General features: G+C 67.9%; 10 protein-coding genes. 8 read left to right on the top strand and 2 right to left on the bottom strand.

The annotated features are described in order from the left end of the window. Positions 1-214 precede the first annotated feature (214 nt). The 3 genes from C9F13_RS04490 to C9F13_RS04480 are packed head-to-tail and all read left to right on the top strand — an operon-like array spanning position 215 to position 5,051. Positions 215-1,933 (top strand): NAD(P)H-dependent oxidoreductase subunit E, encoded by a 1,719-nt coding sequence (locus C9F13_RS04490; RefSeq protein WP_108444997.1) that lies wholly within the window; start codon positions 215-217, stop codon positions 1,931-1,933. Positions 1,934-1,944: 11 nt separating this feature from the next. Further along, complete coding sequence (gene fdhF / locus C9F13_RS04485) at positions 1,945-4,782, top strand: formate dehydrogenase subunit alpha (RefSeq protein WP_108444996.1); 2,838 nt, start codon at positions 1,945-1,947, stop codon at positions 4,780-4,782. 29 nt (positions 4,783-4,811) lie between these two features. After that, the gene (locus tag C9F13_RS04480; protein ID WP_108444995.1) at positions 4,812-5,051 is read left to right on the top strand and encodes a hypothetical protein; all 240 of its coding nucleotides are present in this window, start codon (positions 4,812-4,814) and stop codon (positions 5,049-5,051) included. 143 nt (positions 5,052-5,194) lie between these two features. On the opposite strand, the gene C9F13_RS04475 is transcribed toward C9F13_RS04480, so the two are convergent. Beyond that, complete coding sequence (locus C9F13_RS04475) at positions 5,195-6,481, bottom strand: aromatic ring-hydroxylating oxygenase subunit alpha (protein WP_108444994.1); 1,287 nt, start codon at positions 6,479-6,481, stop codon at positions 5,195-5,197. 320 nt (positions 6,482-6,801) lie between these two features. On the opposite strand from C9F13_RS04475, the gene C9F13_RS04470 reads away from it, so the two are divergent. Further along, a complete protein-coding gene (locus C9F13_RS04470; RefSeq protein ID WP_108444993.1) occupies positions 6,802-7,908 on the top strand; it encodes an FAD-binding oxidoreductase in 1,107 nt (368 codons plus the stop codon). A 24-nt stretch (positions 7,909-7,932) separates the two neighbouring features. Here C9F13_RS04470 and C9F13_RS04465 read toward each other — a convergent pair whose 3' ends face one another. Then, entirely contained in the window at positions 7,933-8,832 is a 900-nt protein-coding gene (locus tag C9F13_RS04465) for a DMT family transporter (protein WP_108444992.1), read from the bottom strand. A gap of 450 nt (positions 8,833-9,282) precedes the next feature. Here C9F13_RS04465 and dctP point away from each other — a divergent pair, with 450 nt between their 5' ends. From dctP to C9F13_RS04445, 4 genes are all read left to right on the top strand, one after another. Further along, positions 9,283-10,446 (top strand): TRAP transporter substrate-binding protein DctP, encoded by a 1,164-nt coding sequence (gene dctP, locus C9F13_RS04460; protein WP_108444991.1) that lies wholly within the window; start codon positions 9,283-9,285, stop codon positions 10,444-10,446. 130 nt (positions 10,447-10,576) lie between these two features. After that, the gene (locus C9F13_RS04455) at positions 10,577-12,775 is read left to right on the top strand and encodes a TRAP transporter large permease subunit (protein ID WP_108444990.1); all 2,199 of its coding nucleotides are present in this window, start codon (positions 10,577-10,579) and stop codon (positions 12,773-12,775) included. Between the two features lie 148 nt (positions 12,776-12,923). Then, a complete protein-coding gene (locus C9F13_RS04450; RefSeq protein WP_108444989.1) occupies positions 12,924-13,337 on the top strand; it encodes a DUF4168 domain-containing protein in 414 nt (137 codons plus the stop codon). Positions 13,338-13,515: 178 nt separating this feature from the next. Continuing rightward, positions 13,516-15,420, top strand: a complete 1,905-nt coding sequence (locus C9F13_RS04445; RefSeq protein ID WP_108444988.1) for a DUF294 nucleotidyltransferase-like domain-containing protein — start codon at positions 13,516-13,518, stop codon at positions 15,418-15,420. Position 15,421 lies beyond the last annotated feature (1 nt).

Here is a 15,421-nt window from a genome sequence, read left to right as displayed (position 1 = left end):
GTCCCCCCACGCGGGAGCCGCGCCGCCTGATCGTGCCGCCCTGCCCAGCGACGGCGTCCTTCCGGGGCGCCGTCGCCTTTTCACGCCCCCGCCTGGCCGATGGCGACATCGGCATGCCCGTGGCGGTGCCGGTAGCGCCTCCCGGCGTTGCCAGCCCCGGGGGGAGGGGCCAACATGCGATCAGCATGCCGACAAAGACAACAACGAGTGACCCATGACCGTCCACACCGTGACTCCCACGCGCCGCTTCCGCGGCAAGCCCCGAGGCCGTGATCTCGATCCCGCCACGCTCGACTCGCTGCGGTGGCTGTTGGGTGACGAGCGCGAGGCGCCCGAACGCCGCCGGCGTGACCTGCTGATCGAGCATCTGCATGTCATCCAGGATGCCCGCGGGCACCTCTCGCTGGCCGACCTGCGTGCGCTGGCCGCCTACATGAACCTGCCGATGGCGGCGGTCTACGAGACCGCCACCTTCTATGCCCACTTCGATGTGGTCCACGATGACCAGGCCCCGCCGCCGGCGATCACCGTGCGCGTCTGCGACTCGCTGTCCTGCCAGCTGGCCGGCGCCGCCAGCCTCCAGGAGGCCCTCGAGGCCGGCGCCGACCCGTCGCGGGTCCGCGTGCTGCGGGCGCCCTGCATGGGCCGCTGCGACATGGCCCCGGTGGTCGAGGTGGGACATCGCCATGTCGGCCACGCCACCCAGGAGGCGGTGGAGGCGGTGGTGGATACCGGCCACTTCCATCCCGAGGCGATCCTCTGGCAGCCGCTCGAGGCCTACCGGGAGGCCGGCGGCTATCGGCTGCTGGCCGACTGCCGGGCCGGCAAGGTGAGCGTGGAGCGCCTGATGCAGACCCTGGAGGCCGCCAACCTGCGCGGCCTGGGCGGCGCCGGCTTCCCGACCTTCAAGAAGTGGCACTTCGTGCGCGCCGAGGCGGGGCCGCGCTACTGCGCGATCAACGCCGACGAGGGCGAGCCCGGCACCTTCAAGGACCGCCACTACCTGGAGCGCGAGCCCCATCGTTTCCTGGAGGGCGCCCTGGTCAGCGCCTGGGCCGTGGAGGCCGAGGCGCTCTACATCTACCTGCGCGACGAGTATCCCGGCCTGCACCGGGTGCTCCACGAGGCGATCGCCGAGCTGGAGGCCACCGGCCTGGTCGCGCCGGGCTACATCGTGATGCGTCGTGGCGCCGGAGCCTACATCTGTGGCGAGGAGTCGGCGATGATCGAATCGCTGGAGGGCAAGCCGGGCAAGCCCCGCCATCGTCCGCCCTTCGTCGCCCAGCGCGGGCTCTTCGATCGCCCGACCCTGGTCAACAACGTCGAGACCGTCCACTGGATCCCGACGATCTGGGCCCGCGGCGCGGCCTGGTTCGCCGACCAGGGGCGCCACGGGCGCAAGGGGCTGCGCAGCTTCTCGGTCTCCGGTCGCGTCAATCGTCCCGGCGTCCACCTGGCCCCGGCGGGCATCACCCTGACCGAGCTGGTCGAGGAGTACTGCGGCGGCATGGCCGACGGCCACACCCTGGCCGCCTACCTGCCAGGCGGCGCCTCCGGCGGCATCCTGCCGGCCTCCAAGGCGGATATTCCCCTCGACTTCGATACGCTGCAGGCCGAGGGCTGCTTCATCGGCTCGGCGGCCATCATCGTGCTCTCCGACCAGGACGACCTGCGCGCCGCCGCCACCAACCTGCTGGCCTTCTTCGCCGACGAGTCCTGCGGCCAGTGCACGCCCTGCCGGGTGGGTACCGAGAAGATGCTGACGCTGCTCGAGGGTGACACCTGGCAGGCCGCGGACCTCGAGCGACTCTCCCGGGTGATGATGGACGCCTCCATCTGCGGGCTCGGTCAGGCCGCGCCGAACCCGGTGCTGGGGCTGCTCCGGGACTTCCGCGACGAGCTTGCCGCGCAGAACGTGATCGTGAAAGGGTAGGGAGAGACACCATGACGACCCACGAAAGTTTTACCCTGACCCTGGACGGCGCGGAGGTCAGTGCCCGGCCCGGGGAGACCCTCTGGCAGGTGGCCAAGCGGGCCGGCGAGACCATCCCGCACCTCTGCTTCAAGGACGCCTACGGCTACCGGGCCGACGGCAATTGCCGGGCCTGCATGGTGGAAGTCGAGGGCGAGCGTGCCCTGGCCGCCAGCTGCCTGCGCGAGGCGCGCCCGGGCATGGTGGTCAGAAGCGCCTCCTCGGAGCGGGCCCGCACCGCCCGGGAGGGCGTGATGGAGCTGCTGGTCGCCGACCAGCCGGACCGCGAGACCGGCCCCGACCGCTCGAGCCACTTCTGGGACATGGCCGACCAGCTTGCCATCGATGCCGACGCCGTGCGCCAGTGGCTGCCGCGGCGGGAGGAGCGCGAGGCGCCCACCGTCCATCATGTCCCCGACCGGGCCGCCTCGCCGGTGCATGACCGCTCCCACTCGGCAATGGCCGTCAATCTCGATGCCTGCATCGAGTGCAACCTCTGCGTGCGGGCCTGTCGCGAGGTCCAGGTCAACGACGTCATCGGCCTGGCGAACCGGGGGGCGGCGTCGAAGATCGTCTTCGATTTCGACGACCCCATGGGCGACAGCACCTGTGTGGCCTGCGGCGAGTGCGTCCAGGCCTGCCCCACGGGCGCCCTGATGCCGGCCACCCTGGTCGACGCGGCGGGCAGCGGCGACTCAGCTGCTGCCGACCGCCAGGTCGATTCGGTGTGTCCCTACTGTGGGGTGGGCTGTCAGCTCACCTACCACCTCAAGGACGAGGAGATCCTGCACGTCTCAGGCCGTGACGGGCCCTCCAACCACAACCGGCTGTGCGTCAAGGGGCGCTTCGGTTTCGACTACCCGCGCCATCCCTCGCGGCTGACCACGCCGCTGATCCGCAAGCCCGGCGTGCCCAAGGGGCTCGACCCGAGCTTCGATCCGGCCGATCCGACCACCCACTTCCGCGAGGCGAGCTGGGACGAGGCCCTGGACCTGGCGGCAAAGGGGCTCGTCGACCTGAAGGCGGCCCATGGCCCCGATGCCCTGGCCGGCTTCGGCAGCGCCAAGTGCTCCAACGAGGAGGCCTGGCTGTTCCAGAAGCTGGTGCGCACCGGCTTCGGCTCCAACCACGTCGATCACTGCACCCGGCTATGCCACGCCAGTTCGGTGGCCGCGCTGATGGAGTGCATCGGCTCCGGCGCCGTGACCGCCTCCTTCATGCAGGCCCTCGAGGCCGACGTGGTGATCCTCACCGGCTGCAACCCGGCGGTGAACCATCCGGTGGCGGCGACCTTCTTCAAGCAGGCCGCCAAGCAGGGGACCCGGATCATCATCATCGATCCCCGGGGCCAGGCGCTGGGTGCCTATGCCCACCAGACGCTGCGCTTCTCGCCGGGCGCCGACGTGGCGCTGTTCAATGCCATGCTCAACGTGATCGTGACCGAGGAGCTCTATGACGAGGCCTACATCCGCGAGCACACCGAAGGCTTCGAGGCGCTCAAGGAGCACGTTCGCGACCTGACGCCGGAGGCCATGGCCGAGAGCTGCGGCGTGTCGCCCGAGGCGATCCGCGAGGTGGCGAGGGAGTACGCCAACGCCGAGCGCGCCATGATCTTCTGGGGCATGGGCATCTCCCAGCACGTCCACGGCACCGACAACGCGCGCTGCCTGATCTCCCTGGCCCTGGCCTGCGGCCACACCGGCCGGCCCGGTACCGGGCTTCATCCGCTGCGCGGCCAGAACAACGTCCAGGGCGCCTCGGATGCGGGCATGATTCCGATGGTCCTGCCGGACTACCAGCCGGTGGGCGACGCCCAGGTGCGCGCCGCCTTCGAGGAGCTGTGGGCTACCCCCCTGGAGGAGCGGCCGGGCCTCACCGTGGTCGAGATCATGGACGCCATCGCCGCGGGCACCATCAAGGGGATGTACATCCTCGGCGAGAACCCGGCCATGTCCGACCCGGACCTGGCGCATGCCCGGGCCGCGCTGGCCCAACTCGAGCACCTGGTGGTGCAGGATCTCTTCGTCACCGAGACGGCCCAGTTCGCCGACGTCATCCTGCCCGCCTCGGCCTGGCCGGAGAAGGACGGCAGCGTGACCAACACCAACCGCCAGGTGCAGTTGGGTCGCCAGGCCATGCCCCTGCCCGGTGAGGCCCGGCCCGACTGGTGGATCATCCAGGAGATCGCCCGGCGCTTCGGCCTGGCCTGGGACTATGGCCATCCCCGGGAGGTGTTCGCCGAGATGACGCGCGGCATGCCGTCCCTCGATCACATCACCTGGGAGCGCCTCGAGCGCGAGGGCTCGGTGACCTACCCCTGCCCGGCGGACGATGCCCCGGGGGCCGACGTGGTGTTCAGCGAGGCCTTCCCCACGGCTTCGGGGAAGGCGAAGTTCTCACCGACGCTGCCGCTGCCGCCGGACGAACCGGTCGATCGCGATTACCCCACCGTGTTGACCACCGGTCGCCAGCTCGAGCACTGGCATACCGGCTCGATGACGCGGCGTGCCCGGGTCCTCGATGACCTGGAACCCGAGGCCGTGGCCAGCCTGGCCCCGGGCGAGCTGCGACGTATCGGTCTCGCCCCCGGCGAGTCGGTGACCATCAGCACCCGGCGGGGCGAGATCACGCTCAAGACCCGCGTCGATCCGGGGATGGCGGAGGGCATGGTGTTTGTGCCTTTCTGCTACGCCGAGGCGGCGGCCAACGTGCTGACCAACCCGGCGCTGGACCCCGACGGCAAGATTCCCGAGTTCAAGTATGCCGCCTGCCGGCTGGTGCCGGCGGCCGCGATCGAGGCGCTGACCTGACGGCGGCACGGACCAGAGAGGACACCACCATGATGATCGTCGACCTTATCGATGGAGATGACTTCCGCGACCGGCTGGTCGCCCTGGGCATCCGTATTCCGGAGGGGGCTTGCCCCGAGACCTGCGCGCGCATGGCACGGCTCAAGCACACGGAGGTCGGGGTGCCGGGCCTGGAGGACCTGGTGCACGAGCTGATGGCCCGTACCGATATCATGCTGCCGTCGGTGCGCGCCGCGATCGAGCGGTTCCTGCTACCCGGCCTGCGCTGAGGCCATGCGCCGCCGCCCCGCCCCGCCCGCCACCGCGGGCGGGGCGGCTCGGCGACGACGGCGCGGCCCGGGCGCTCGCCTTGCCAGTGACACGCAAAAGGCCCCGCCGATGGCGGGGCCTTCTCGTGGAAGCGGGCGGCGACTCAGCCCTGGGCGAGGCGCAGCTGCGGCGCGGTGTGGCCCAGGTTCTCCAGCATGCGCTCGCTGTACCAGTCGATGAAGTCGATGACGCCGAACTCGAAGGTCTCGGAGTAGGGGCCCGGCTCGTAGCCCTTGGAGTTGATGCCGCGCTGGTTCTCTTCGGCGAGGCGCCGGTCCTGGTCATTGGTGGCGTCCCACACCTTGCGCATCCGCTCGGGATCATAATCGACCCCTTCCACGGCGTCCTTGTGGACCAGCCACTTGGTGGTCACCACGGTCTGCTGGGGGCCGATGGGCATGACCCGGAACACCACGGCATGGTCGCCCATGAAGTGGTTCCAGGAGTTGGGCAGGTGCAGGATGCGCAGCGAGCCCAGGTCGGCGCTCTCGAGGTTGCCCAACAGCTTCTGGCAGGCCTGCTTGCCGTCCATGGTCATCGACACCGCGCCGTCCAGCAGCGGGGTGCGGGTCAGGCGGTTGCGGCGCTCGAGGCGTGTGAGCTTGAAGGGCACGCCCTGGGCTTCCCAGTCGGCCTGCTTGCGCGCGACCAGCGCCTTGTAGGCCGGGGTGGCGCGGGGGTCGTCGGTGTCGTCGAACTCCTGCAGGGAGTTGAGCAGTTCCGGGTGGGCGCCGTTGCAGTGGTAGCACTCGCGGTTGTTCTCGATCACCAGCTTCCAGTTGGCCTGCTCGACGATGCTTGACTCCACGGCGACCTTGAGGTTCGCCATGTCGTAGGGTGCCAGGTAGTGATCCAGCGTCTCGAGGAAGCCGGCGATCTCCGGGGCCTCGTCGGCCAGGCTGACGAAGATGAAGCCGCCGCCGGTACGCACGTGAACCGGCTTGAGGCCGTGGGCAGCGAGATCGAACTCCTGGCCCATGTCGGCGCCGGCGAACAGCAGGCGGCCGTCCAGCTCGTAGGTCCACTGGTGGTAGGGGCAGACCAGCTTGGCCACCTTGCCCTTGTCTGTGACACACAGCCGTGAACCGCGGTGCCGGCAGACGTTGTGGAAGGCGTGAACCTCTCCATCGTTGCCGCGCACGATCACCACCGGATTGTCGCCCACCTCGAGGGTGATGAAATTGCCCTTGGCGGGGATCTCGCAGGTCATGCCGGCGAACAGCCACTCCTTCTCGAAGATCTCCTGCATGTCCAGGCGGAACAGCCGCTCGTCGTTGTAGAAGGGTTGGGGCAGCGAGTAGTGGGAACGACGCTGCCGCAGCATCTCCACCGTGGCCTCGCGGGCCGGGGTCAGGGGATCATCCAGACGAGCGGAAGACAGCGGGTCCATGTAGGCACATCCTCTTGCAGAGCCGCCGCGGCGGCGTTGGAATTGTTCGATACTGCCGAGTACGGGACCGCCCATCGGGAGAGCCGTGGCGGGTGAGGCGAGTGTGTAACAGCGCCCCTCGGGGCGGTTGTCTGCCGGCGACGCGGTATGATGCAGGAGCGACGAGGGGGGCAGCGAAAAGTGCCGGGTCTGGACCTGGTGGATATGACCATGTCGCAGACAGGCAAGTGGCAGGCCGCGGGGGTGCGCAGAATTCGTTCAACGGCAGGCGGTGGCACCGCGGTCGGAGACCTCCATGCTGCAGCCCAGGCGACAAGAACATGACAATGAGCTTCCTGAACCCCGTCACTACCCAGACCTGGACCAACGGTCGTCACCTGGTCCGTTGCGTCAAGGTGATCCTGGAGACCTCGGACACCCGTACCTTCTGCTTCATGGCCGAGCAGCCGGTCATGTTCTTCTTCAAGCCGGGGCAGTTTGTGACCCTGGAGCTGGAGATCGACGGCCAGCCGATCATGCGCTCCTACACCATCTCCAGTTCACCGTCGGTGCCCTACAGTTTCTCGATCACCGTCAAGCGCATGCCGGGGGGCCAGGTCTCCAACTGGCTGCATGACAACCTGAAGGTCAACGACGAACTGGCGGTGCATGGCCCGGTGGGCAACTTCAACATCATCGACTATCCCGCCGAGAGGGTGCTGATGCTCTCCGGGGGCGTCGGCATCACGCCGCTGATGTCGATGGTGCGCTGGCTGTTCGATACCAACGCCGCCGTGGACGTCGAGTTCGTGCACAGTGCCCGCACGCCCCGCGACGTGATCTTCCATCGCGAGCTGGATCACATCTTCTCGCGGATTCCCGAGTTCAAGCTGCATATCGTCTGCGAACGCAGCGACGAGCTTGGGGAGGCCTGGTCGGGCTTTCGGGGCTACCTCAGCCAGGCGATGCTGGAGCTGATGGCGCCGGACTTCATGGACCGCGAGATCTTCTGCTGCGGCCCGACGCCCTACATGAACGCGGTGAAGCACCTGCTCAAGGAAAACGGCTTCGACATGAGCCGCTACCATGAGGAGTCCTTCGGTGCTACGCCGCTGGACGTCCAGGAGGAGGTGATCGAGCACGTCGAGCAGGCCGAGGCCGAGGCCGACGAAGTCAACGCTGCCGACCTGCTCAGCGTCGAGTTCAGCAACACCGGCAAGAGCGTGCGTATCCAGCCCGGCGAGACGGTCCACACCGCCGCGGCCAAGCTCGGGCTGCACATCCCCAAGGCCTGCGGCATGGGCATCTGCGGCACCTGCCGGGTCCCGCTCCGCTCCGGCCAGGTCGAGATGGACCACAACGGCGGCATCACCGACGATGACATCGCCGAGGGCTATATCCTTTCCTGCTGCAGCAAGCCGGTGGGCGACGTGGTGGTGGAGTACTGATCCCTCCGGCCGCGGGGCGCCTCCCTAGCGGCGTCCCCGCACCACCAGCACCACCCCGGCGATGGCGATGGCCATGCCGAGAAGCGACAGCGGCGGCAGGCGCTCGTCGAACAGCCACCACGCCTCCAGGGCGGTCACCGGCGGCACCAGGTAGAAGAGGCTCGCCACCCGCGAGGCCTCCCCGCGCCGGATCAGCGCCATCAGCAGCAGGATGGCGCTGATCGAGAGCACCAGCACCAGCCAGCCCAGGGTCAGCACGAAGGTCGGGGTCCACTCGATCTCCCGCGTCTCGAACAGCAGCGCGCCGAATCCCACCAGCGCGCCGGTGGCGAGGTATTGCACCACGGTGCCGGAGAGCAGCGGCATGCCGGTGCAGAAACGCTTCTGGTAGAGCGTGCCCACTGAAATGCCTGCCAGTGCCACCAGCACGCTGGCCAAGGCGCCGAGGCCGAAGCCCTGGAACAGCCTCTCACCCGGATCGAGCTTGCCGCCCAGCACCAGGGCGATGCCGACCAGGCCCATCACCAGCCCCAGCCACTGCACCCTGCCCAGTCGCTCGTTCAGCAGCGGCCCGGCGAGTGCCGCGGTCAGCAGCGGCTGGAGTCCCACCAGCAGGGCCGTCAGGCCCGCGGGCATGCCCTGATAGATGCCGTAGAAGACCCCTCCCAGGTAGGCGCCGTGCACCAGCAGCCCCGAGACCGCGATGTGGCCCCATAGCCGTGGCCCCCGCGGCCAGTCGGCCCGCATCAGCAGGATCAGCGGCACCAGCAGCATCAGGGTCAGCACGCAGCGCACGAACAGGAAGGTGAAGGGCTCGGCGTGGGGCAGGCCGAACTTGGCGCCGATGAAGCCCGTGCTCCACAGTGCCACGAAGAGGATGGGCATGGCAGCCAGCGCTGCCTGTCGGTGACGTTCCGATGTCATGAAAGATCGTCCGGGGTGGTGGTGGTGAGGGTGAGCGGGAGTGAGCATCATCCCGGGCCAGGGCGCGGGACGCCAACCGTGGGGCTCGTGCTTTGGTCGTAGGCCTCGCGCCGCCGGCAAATTGGTCAGACCAGAGTTTTACCAGTGCCAACAGGTGATTGCCCCTTATTGACCGCTGGTCTGACCAGTAAAACCGGTCGGGTTGCGTTGAATTGCCGTATTGGCTACGAGCTGCCGTTTCGCTAGCTTTCGCGAGGGAAGACGTTTTCATATCAGCGTCCTCTTCTCAAGACGTATCAGGTCTATCCTCAAGGTCCACCGGGACGGTGAGACCGGCCTGCCGGACGATCCCCGGATCGCCGGCCGGCCCTCGAAGGCCCAGGGACGACAACAACAAGATCCGGCCGACGCCGCCAGCGCGGCCGGGATACCCAATCAGGAGTCCATGCCATGCAGGACGACAAGCAGCCGTCATCTTCCTCCTCCGTCGACAGCCAAGGCGTCAAGGACGCGTTCAAGACCCCCAATCGCCGCAACTTCCTGAAGGCCGCCGCGGTCGGCTCCGCCGCCGCCGTCGCCGCCCCCTGGATCGGCAACGTCCAGGCTCAGGAAGGCATCCGCATCCGCATGCAGTCGTCCTGGCCGCCGGGCACGCCGGGCTATCGCATCTTCGAGGAGTGGGCCAAGGGGGTCGGCGAAGCCACCAGCGGCGAGGTGACCATCGAGCCCTTCCCCGCGGGCGCCGTGGCCGGGGCCTTCGAGGTCGCCGATGCGGTGCGCAACGGCGTGCTCGACGGCCAGAACTGGTTCACCGTCTACTGGCCCGGCAAGATGCCGGCCGGCGTGTTCCTGACCGCCTACCCGATGGGCCTGTCGATGCCCCACCAGTGGGACATCATGTTCGGCGCCTACGGCGGCTTCGACCTGGCCAAGGACCTGTACCGCAAGCAGGGCCAGGAGCTTTTGGGCTACGTGCACCACGACATGAACCTGATCCACTCCAAGAAGCCGCTGCGCAGCTTCGACGACTTCCAGGGCATCAAGCTGCGCATGCCCGGCGGCATCGTCGCCGAGACCTTCGCCGCCGCCGGCGCACGGACCACCCTGCTGCCGGGCTCCGAGGTCTATCCGGCGCTGGAGAAGGGCACCATCGACGCCGCCGACTACACCGGCGCGGCCAACAACTACGAGCTGGGCTTCTGGCAGGTCGCCGACTACATCATCATGGGCCCGCCCTCCACGCCCTGCCTGCACCAGGCCGTCGACCTCATGGACATCTCGGTCAATCGCCGCGTGTTCGAGCGCATGTCGCCCCAGACCCAGGACCTCATGCACGACCTGGTGGCCGCCTACTCCCGCGAGCACTACGCGGCGATCCAGAAGGCCAACGCCGAGGCCTGGCCGAAGTTCAAGGAGAAGGGCGTGGAGGTCATCCACCTCTCCGAGGACGACGCCGACCGCTTCCGCGAGATCGCCGTGCCGCTGTGGTTCAAGTGGGCCAACAAGGACCCGGACGCTGCGCGGCTCTTCAAGGCGCACCTCGACACCATGATGGATCCGGCCGTGGCGCTGATCACCCCGGAGGACATCAAGGACTACGAGCTCAACCTCTGATCCGACCCGCTCGCCCGCGCCGGGGGCCGCCGCCCCCGGTGCGGGCGTGGGAGACGATCTTTCCCGCATCCCGTCGACTCGATGATCCGTTGCCATCGCCGGGAGGCGATGGCGCCGCGGAGGAGTATCCATGAATCTTGAGATTGATTTCGTGCTGCCGCACTGGCTCTACTGGTCGGTGCTGGCACTGTTGCCGCTGGTGGTGATGGTCTGCGTCGACCGCAGCTTCCGCCGCGGCGGGCGCATCTCCGGCGGCGATACCGCCGAGGTGCCCGCCGGCGAGGAGGTCGAGGTCGGCTACCAGCCCCCCGGCAACCTGTTCACCGCCATCGTCGACCGCATCTCCGGGTTTTCCGGCCGCTATGTCGCCTACTGGGCGCTGATTGCCCCCTTCGCCTTCGCCTACGAGGTGCTGCTGCGCTACGCCTTCAACTCGCCGACCAACTGGGTGCACGAGTCGATGACCCTGATGTTCGGCATGCAGTACCTGGTCGCGGGCGCCTTCGCCCTGCGCGAGGGCGGCCATGTCCGCGTGGACATCCTCTACCAGCGCGCCCGGCCCCTGAACAAGGCGGCGCTGGACCTCACCACCTCGGTGTTCTTCTTCATCTTCACCGTCGCGCTGATGGTCACCGGCTGGAAGTTCTTCTCCCAGTCGGTCAGCGACGAATACTTCTTCGGGTCGAGCTACGCCAACGAGACCTCCTTCACCGAGTGGGCCATCCAGTTCTACCCGGTCAAGTTCATGCTCTTCTTCGGCGCCCTGCTGCTGCTGCTGCAGGGCTTCGGCCAGCTGGTGCGCGACGCCCAGTCCTTCCGCCACCACTGGCGGCTGCATGACGGCGGCCGGACCTTCGCCCGCGTGCTGCTGGTTCTCGCCGTCGTGCTGGCGGCCTGGACGGTGTTCGAGATGGTCAACGTCGCGGTGACCGACTACGAGAGCCTGGCGGGCAGCATCGAGAACAGCCTCGGCAGCGTGGGCATCGGCGGTCTCACCCTGGTGATGTTCGGCGCCCTGATGGTGGTGCTGGTGGCGGGCCTGCCGCTGGCCTTCGTGACCGGCGGCCTGGGGGTGGTCTTCCTCTACCTCGTCGGCGACCAGTTCATGCTCAACCTGATGCCGTCGCGCATCTTCCCGATGATGACCAACTACCAGCTCTCGGCCATCCCGCTGTTCATCTTCATGGCCTCGGTGCTGGAGAAGGCCGGCATCATCGAGGAGCTGTTCGACGTCGTCTACAAGTGGATGGGCGGCCTCAAGGCGGGCCTGGCCATCGCCACCGTCATCGCCTCCACGCTGCTCGCCGCCATGGTCGGCGTGATCGGCGCCGCGGTGGTGACCATGGGCCTGATCGCCCTGCCGGCGATGCTCAAGCGCAACTACGATCCGGAGATCGCCATCGGCTCGATCATGGCCGGCGGCACCCTCGGCATCCTGATCCCGCCCTCGATCCTCGCGATCATCTACGGCGTCATCGCCCAGCAGTCGGTGGGCGAGCTCTACCTCGGCTCGCTGATCCCCGGCCTGCTGCTGGCCTTCATGTACGGCTTCTACTGCTGGCTGCGCGGCACCCTGAACGTCAAGATGGCGCCGCCGATGCCGGTCGAGGACCGGGTCGACATGAAGGAGAAGCTGCGGCTGCTGCGCAACATGCTGGCGCCGATCATCCTGGTGATCCTGGTGCTGGGCATCATCTTCACCGGCATCGCCACGCCCGTGGAGGCGGCCGGTATCGGTACCTTCGGCGCGCTGATCGTCGCCGCCATGCACCGGCGCCTGACCTGGCCGAACCTGCACGCCGCCTGCATGACCACCCTGGTCGCCTCGGCGATGGTGATGTGGATCATCTTCGGGGCCAGCATCTTCGTCGGCTTCTACATCCTGCAGGGCGGCCAGCAGTTCGTGCAGGACCTGATCACCGGCGCCGGCCTCGGCCCCTACGCGGTGCTGGCGCTGATGATGGTGCTGCTGGTGGCGCTGGGCATGTTCCTCGACTGGGTCGGCATCCTGCTGCTGGCCGTGCCGATCTTCGTGCCGCTGATCCAGGGGCTCTCCTTCACTGGCGTGTTCGGCCTGCCCGGGGTCGACCCGACGGACGTCTCGCTGTGGTTCGGGGTCATCTACCTGGTCAACATGCAGATGTCCTTCCTCAGTCCGCCGTTCGGCTATGCGCTCTTCTACATCAAGGGCGTGTGCCCGCCGCACATCACCATGGCACAGATCTTCAAGTCGTCCTTCCCGTTCCTGGGCATCCAGGCGCTGGGGCTCTTGCTGGTCATCCTGTTCCCGGCGCTGGTCACCTGGCTACCCAACCTGGCCTACGGCTAGCGGGTCGACCCGGGTCCTCGCGGGCTGTCACAATGCACGGCGCTCCCCCGGGGAGCGCCGTTTTTCAAACCGTTACACGACAAACCTGAACCCTCGCGGCGATCGCTCGTCAGACCGGGGGCACACACAAGATCCTCAGGAGGTATTCATGCAACGGATGACCGCACTGTTCTCGGCCGCACTGCTCTCGCTCGGCCTCGCCGCCACCCAGGCCCAGGCCCAGCAGGACAGTGCCGCGAACAGCGCCGACCAGCCGCAGGCAGCGGCCGCGGCCCAGGACTTCTCCGACGCCCAGCTCCAGCAGTTCGCCGATGCCTCCAAGGAGATCGCCGTGATCTCCCAGGAGTACACCAAGCAGCTGCAGTCGGCCGAGGGCGACGAGGCTCAGCAGGCCGTGCGCAAGGAAGCCAATGACGAGATGGTCAAGGCCGTCGAGAACAGCGGCCTCGAGGTGAATACCTTCAACGCCATCGGTCAGGCGATCCAGCAGGATCCCGAGCTGATGCAGCGCGTGCAGGAGATGGCCAAGGCCGGCACTGCCGACGCCGACCAGGCCTCGTAACCCGCTCTTGGTGATCGCGGCCGTCGATGCGGTCGCGATAGCGCTGTCGAAGGGCCGCCCCGTGCCATACGGGGCGGCCCTTCGTCGTTGAGAGGGCACCGGCGCGTCCGACGGCGGCTTTACAGCGCCGCCGGGCCATTCCAGACTTGTCGCAATCTCATCGCTCGGAGTCAGGGACATGGATGTGGAACTGCTGGAAATCCGCCAGCACATGGGGCGCTTCCCGCCCTTCGACGGCATCTCCGACGACCTGCTCGACGAGGTGGCCGGCCAGGTCGAGGTGGCTTACTTCAAGGCCGGCAGCGACATCCTGACCCTCAACCAGGAGGTGCACGACTTCTGCTACATCCGCAGCGGCGCGGTGGAGGTCTATCGCCGCGGGGGCGAGCTCTACAACCGCCTGGGCGAGGGCGACATCTTCGGCCACTTCAGCCTGCTGCGAAACCGCCGCACCCGCTTCCCCGCCAAGGCGATGGAAGACACCCTGATCTACTTCATTCCCGAGGCGGTCTTCTTCCAGCTCTGCGAGGCGGATGAACACTTCGCCGACTTCGTCGAGGTCGAGCGCCCGCGGCTCGAGTCGACGGTGGAGCAGGACAAGAAACAGAACGACATGATGATCACCCGGGTACGCAAGCTGGTGTCGCGCTACCCGGTGATGGTCGAGGCCAGTACGACCGTCCAGGAGGCCGCCCGGCTGATCAGCGACTACCAGGCCTCGGCGGTGCTGGTGCTCGACGAGCCCTGCGACAATCCTCGCTACACCTTCCGCGACAGCGAGGGGCGGGCCTGGCAGGTCCGGGGCATCCTCACCGACAGCGACTTCCGCACCCGGGTGGTGGCCGCGGGGCGTCCCGCCGACACCCCGGTGGGGGAGGTGATCGCCCACAAGCTGATCGCCGTGCAGTCCGACGAGTCGGTGCACGAGGCCATGCTCTGCATGCTGCGCAACAACATCCACCACCTGCCGGTGATGCACCGCCGCTCACCGGTCGGCATCGTCCACCTCTCCGACATCATCCGCTACGAGACCCAGTCGAGCCTCTACCTGGTCAGCAACATCTTCCACCAGTCCAGCCAGGAGGGGCTCGCCCGGCTGACCCCCGACGTCAACGCGGCCTTCGTGCGCCTGGTCGAGGAGGGCGCCGATTCGCGGATGATCGGCAGTGCGCTCTCGACCATCGGACGCAGCCTGTCGCGGCGCCTGCTGGAGCTGGCCGAGGCGGAGCTGGGGCCGCCGCCGGTGCCCTACTGCCTGATGGCGCTGGGCTCCATGGCCCGCAACGAGCAGTCCATCGTCACCGACCAGGACAACGCCCTGGTGCTCTCCGACGACTTCGACCCGGAGAAGCACGACGACTACTTCCTGGCGCTCGCCACGCGCCTGAGCGACGGCCTGGCCGCCTGCGGCTACGCCTACTGCAAGGGCGACATCATGGCCACCAATCCGCGCTGGCGACAGCCGCTCGCGGTCTGGAAGGGCTACTTCCGCGAGTGGATCGAGCAGCCCACGCCGGAGCGGCTCCTGCACAGCTCGATCTTCTTCGACCTGGACAGCGTCTACGGCGAGAACCCGCTCGTCGAGCAGCTCCAGGACCTGGTCGCCGAGCTGGCGCCCAAGCACCCGCGCTTTCTCGCCTCCATGGCGCGCAACGCGCTCGGCCGCACCCCCCCGCTGGGCTTCTTCCGCACCTTCGTGATGGAGAAGGACGGCAAGCACAACAACTCGATCAACCTCAAGCGCCGGGGCACCGCGCCGATGGTCGACCTGATCCGCGTCCACGCCCTGGCCTGCGGCTCGCGAGCCCAGAACAGCTTCCAGCGCCTCGAGGATATCGACCGCACCCAGCTGCTGGCCCCCGGGGTCAGCGACCGGCTGCGCTACGCCCTGGAGTTCCTCAGCATGTCGCGGATTCGCCATCAGATGATCGACCTGCAGCACGAGCTGGAGCCGGACAACAACATCGAGCCGGAGAACGTCTCCGACACCGAGCGCCACAACCTCAAGGATGCCTTCCAGGTGCTGAGCAACGCCCAGAAGTTCCTCAAGTTCCGCTATCCCATGCCGTCGCGGTCACGCTGAG

It is taken from the genome of Halomonas denitrificans (assembly GCF_003056305.1).
In the GTDB taxonomy this organism is placed as follows: domain Bacteria; phylum Pseudomonadota; class Gammaproteobacteria; order Pseudomonadales; family Halomonadaceae; genus Halomonas; species Halomonas denitrificans.
Note: the sequence above shows the minus strand (reverse complement) of the source record. Positions and strands in the feature narration are given on the sequence as shown.

Coding starts and splice junctions, on each gene's coding strand:
- C9F13_RS04490 (WP_108444997.1), top strand. CDS start 215: ATGACCGTCCACACCGTGACTCCCACGCGCCGCTTCCGCGGCAAGCCC.
- fdhF (WP_108444996.1), top strand. CDS start 1,945: ATGACGACCCACGAAAGTTTTACCCTGACCCTGGACGGCGCGGAGGTC.
- C9F13_RS04480 (WP_108444995.1), top strand. CDS start 4,812: ATGATGATCGTCGACCTTATCGATGGAGATGACTTCCGCGACCGGCTG.
- C9F13_RS04475 (WP_108444994.1), bottom strand. CDS start 6,481: ATGGACCCGCTGTCTTCCGCTCGTCTGGATGATCCCCTGACCCCGGCC.
- C9F13_RS04470 (WP_108444993.1), top strand. CDS start 6,802: ATGACAATGAGCTTCCTGAACCCCGTCACTACCCAGACCTGGACCAAC.
- C9F13_RS04465 (WP_108444992.1), bottom strand. CDS start 8,832: ATGACATCGGAACGTCACCGACAGGCAGCGCTGGCTGCCATGCCCATC.
- dctP (WP_108444991.1), top strand. CDS start 9,283: ATGCAGGACGACAAGCAGCCGTCATCTTCCTCCTCCGTCGACAGCCAA.
- C9F13_RS04455 (WP_108444990.1), top strand. CDS start 10,577: ATGAATCTTGAGATTGATTTCGTGCTGCCGCACTGGCTCTACTGGTCG.
- C9F13_RS04450 (WP_108444989.1), top strand. CDS start 12,924: ATGCAACGGATGACCGCACTGTTCTCGGCCGCACTGCTCTCGCTCGGC.
- C9F13_RS04445 (WP_108444988.1), top strand. CDS start 13,516: ATGGATGTGGAACTGCTGGAAATCCGCCAGCACATGGGGCGCTTCCCG.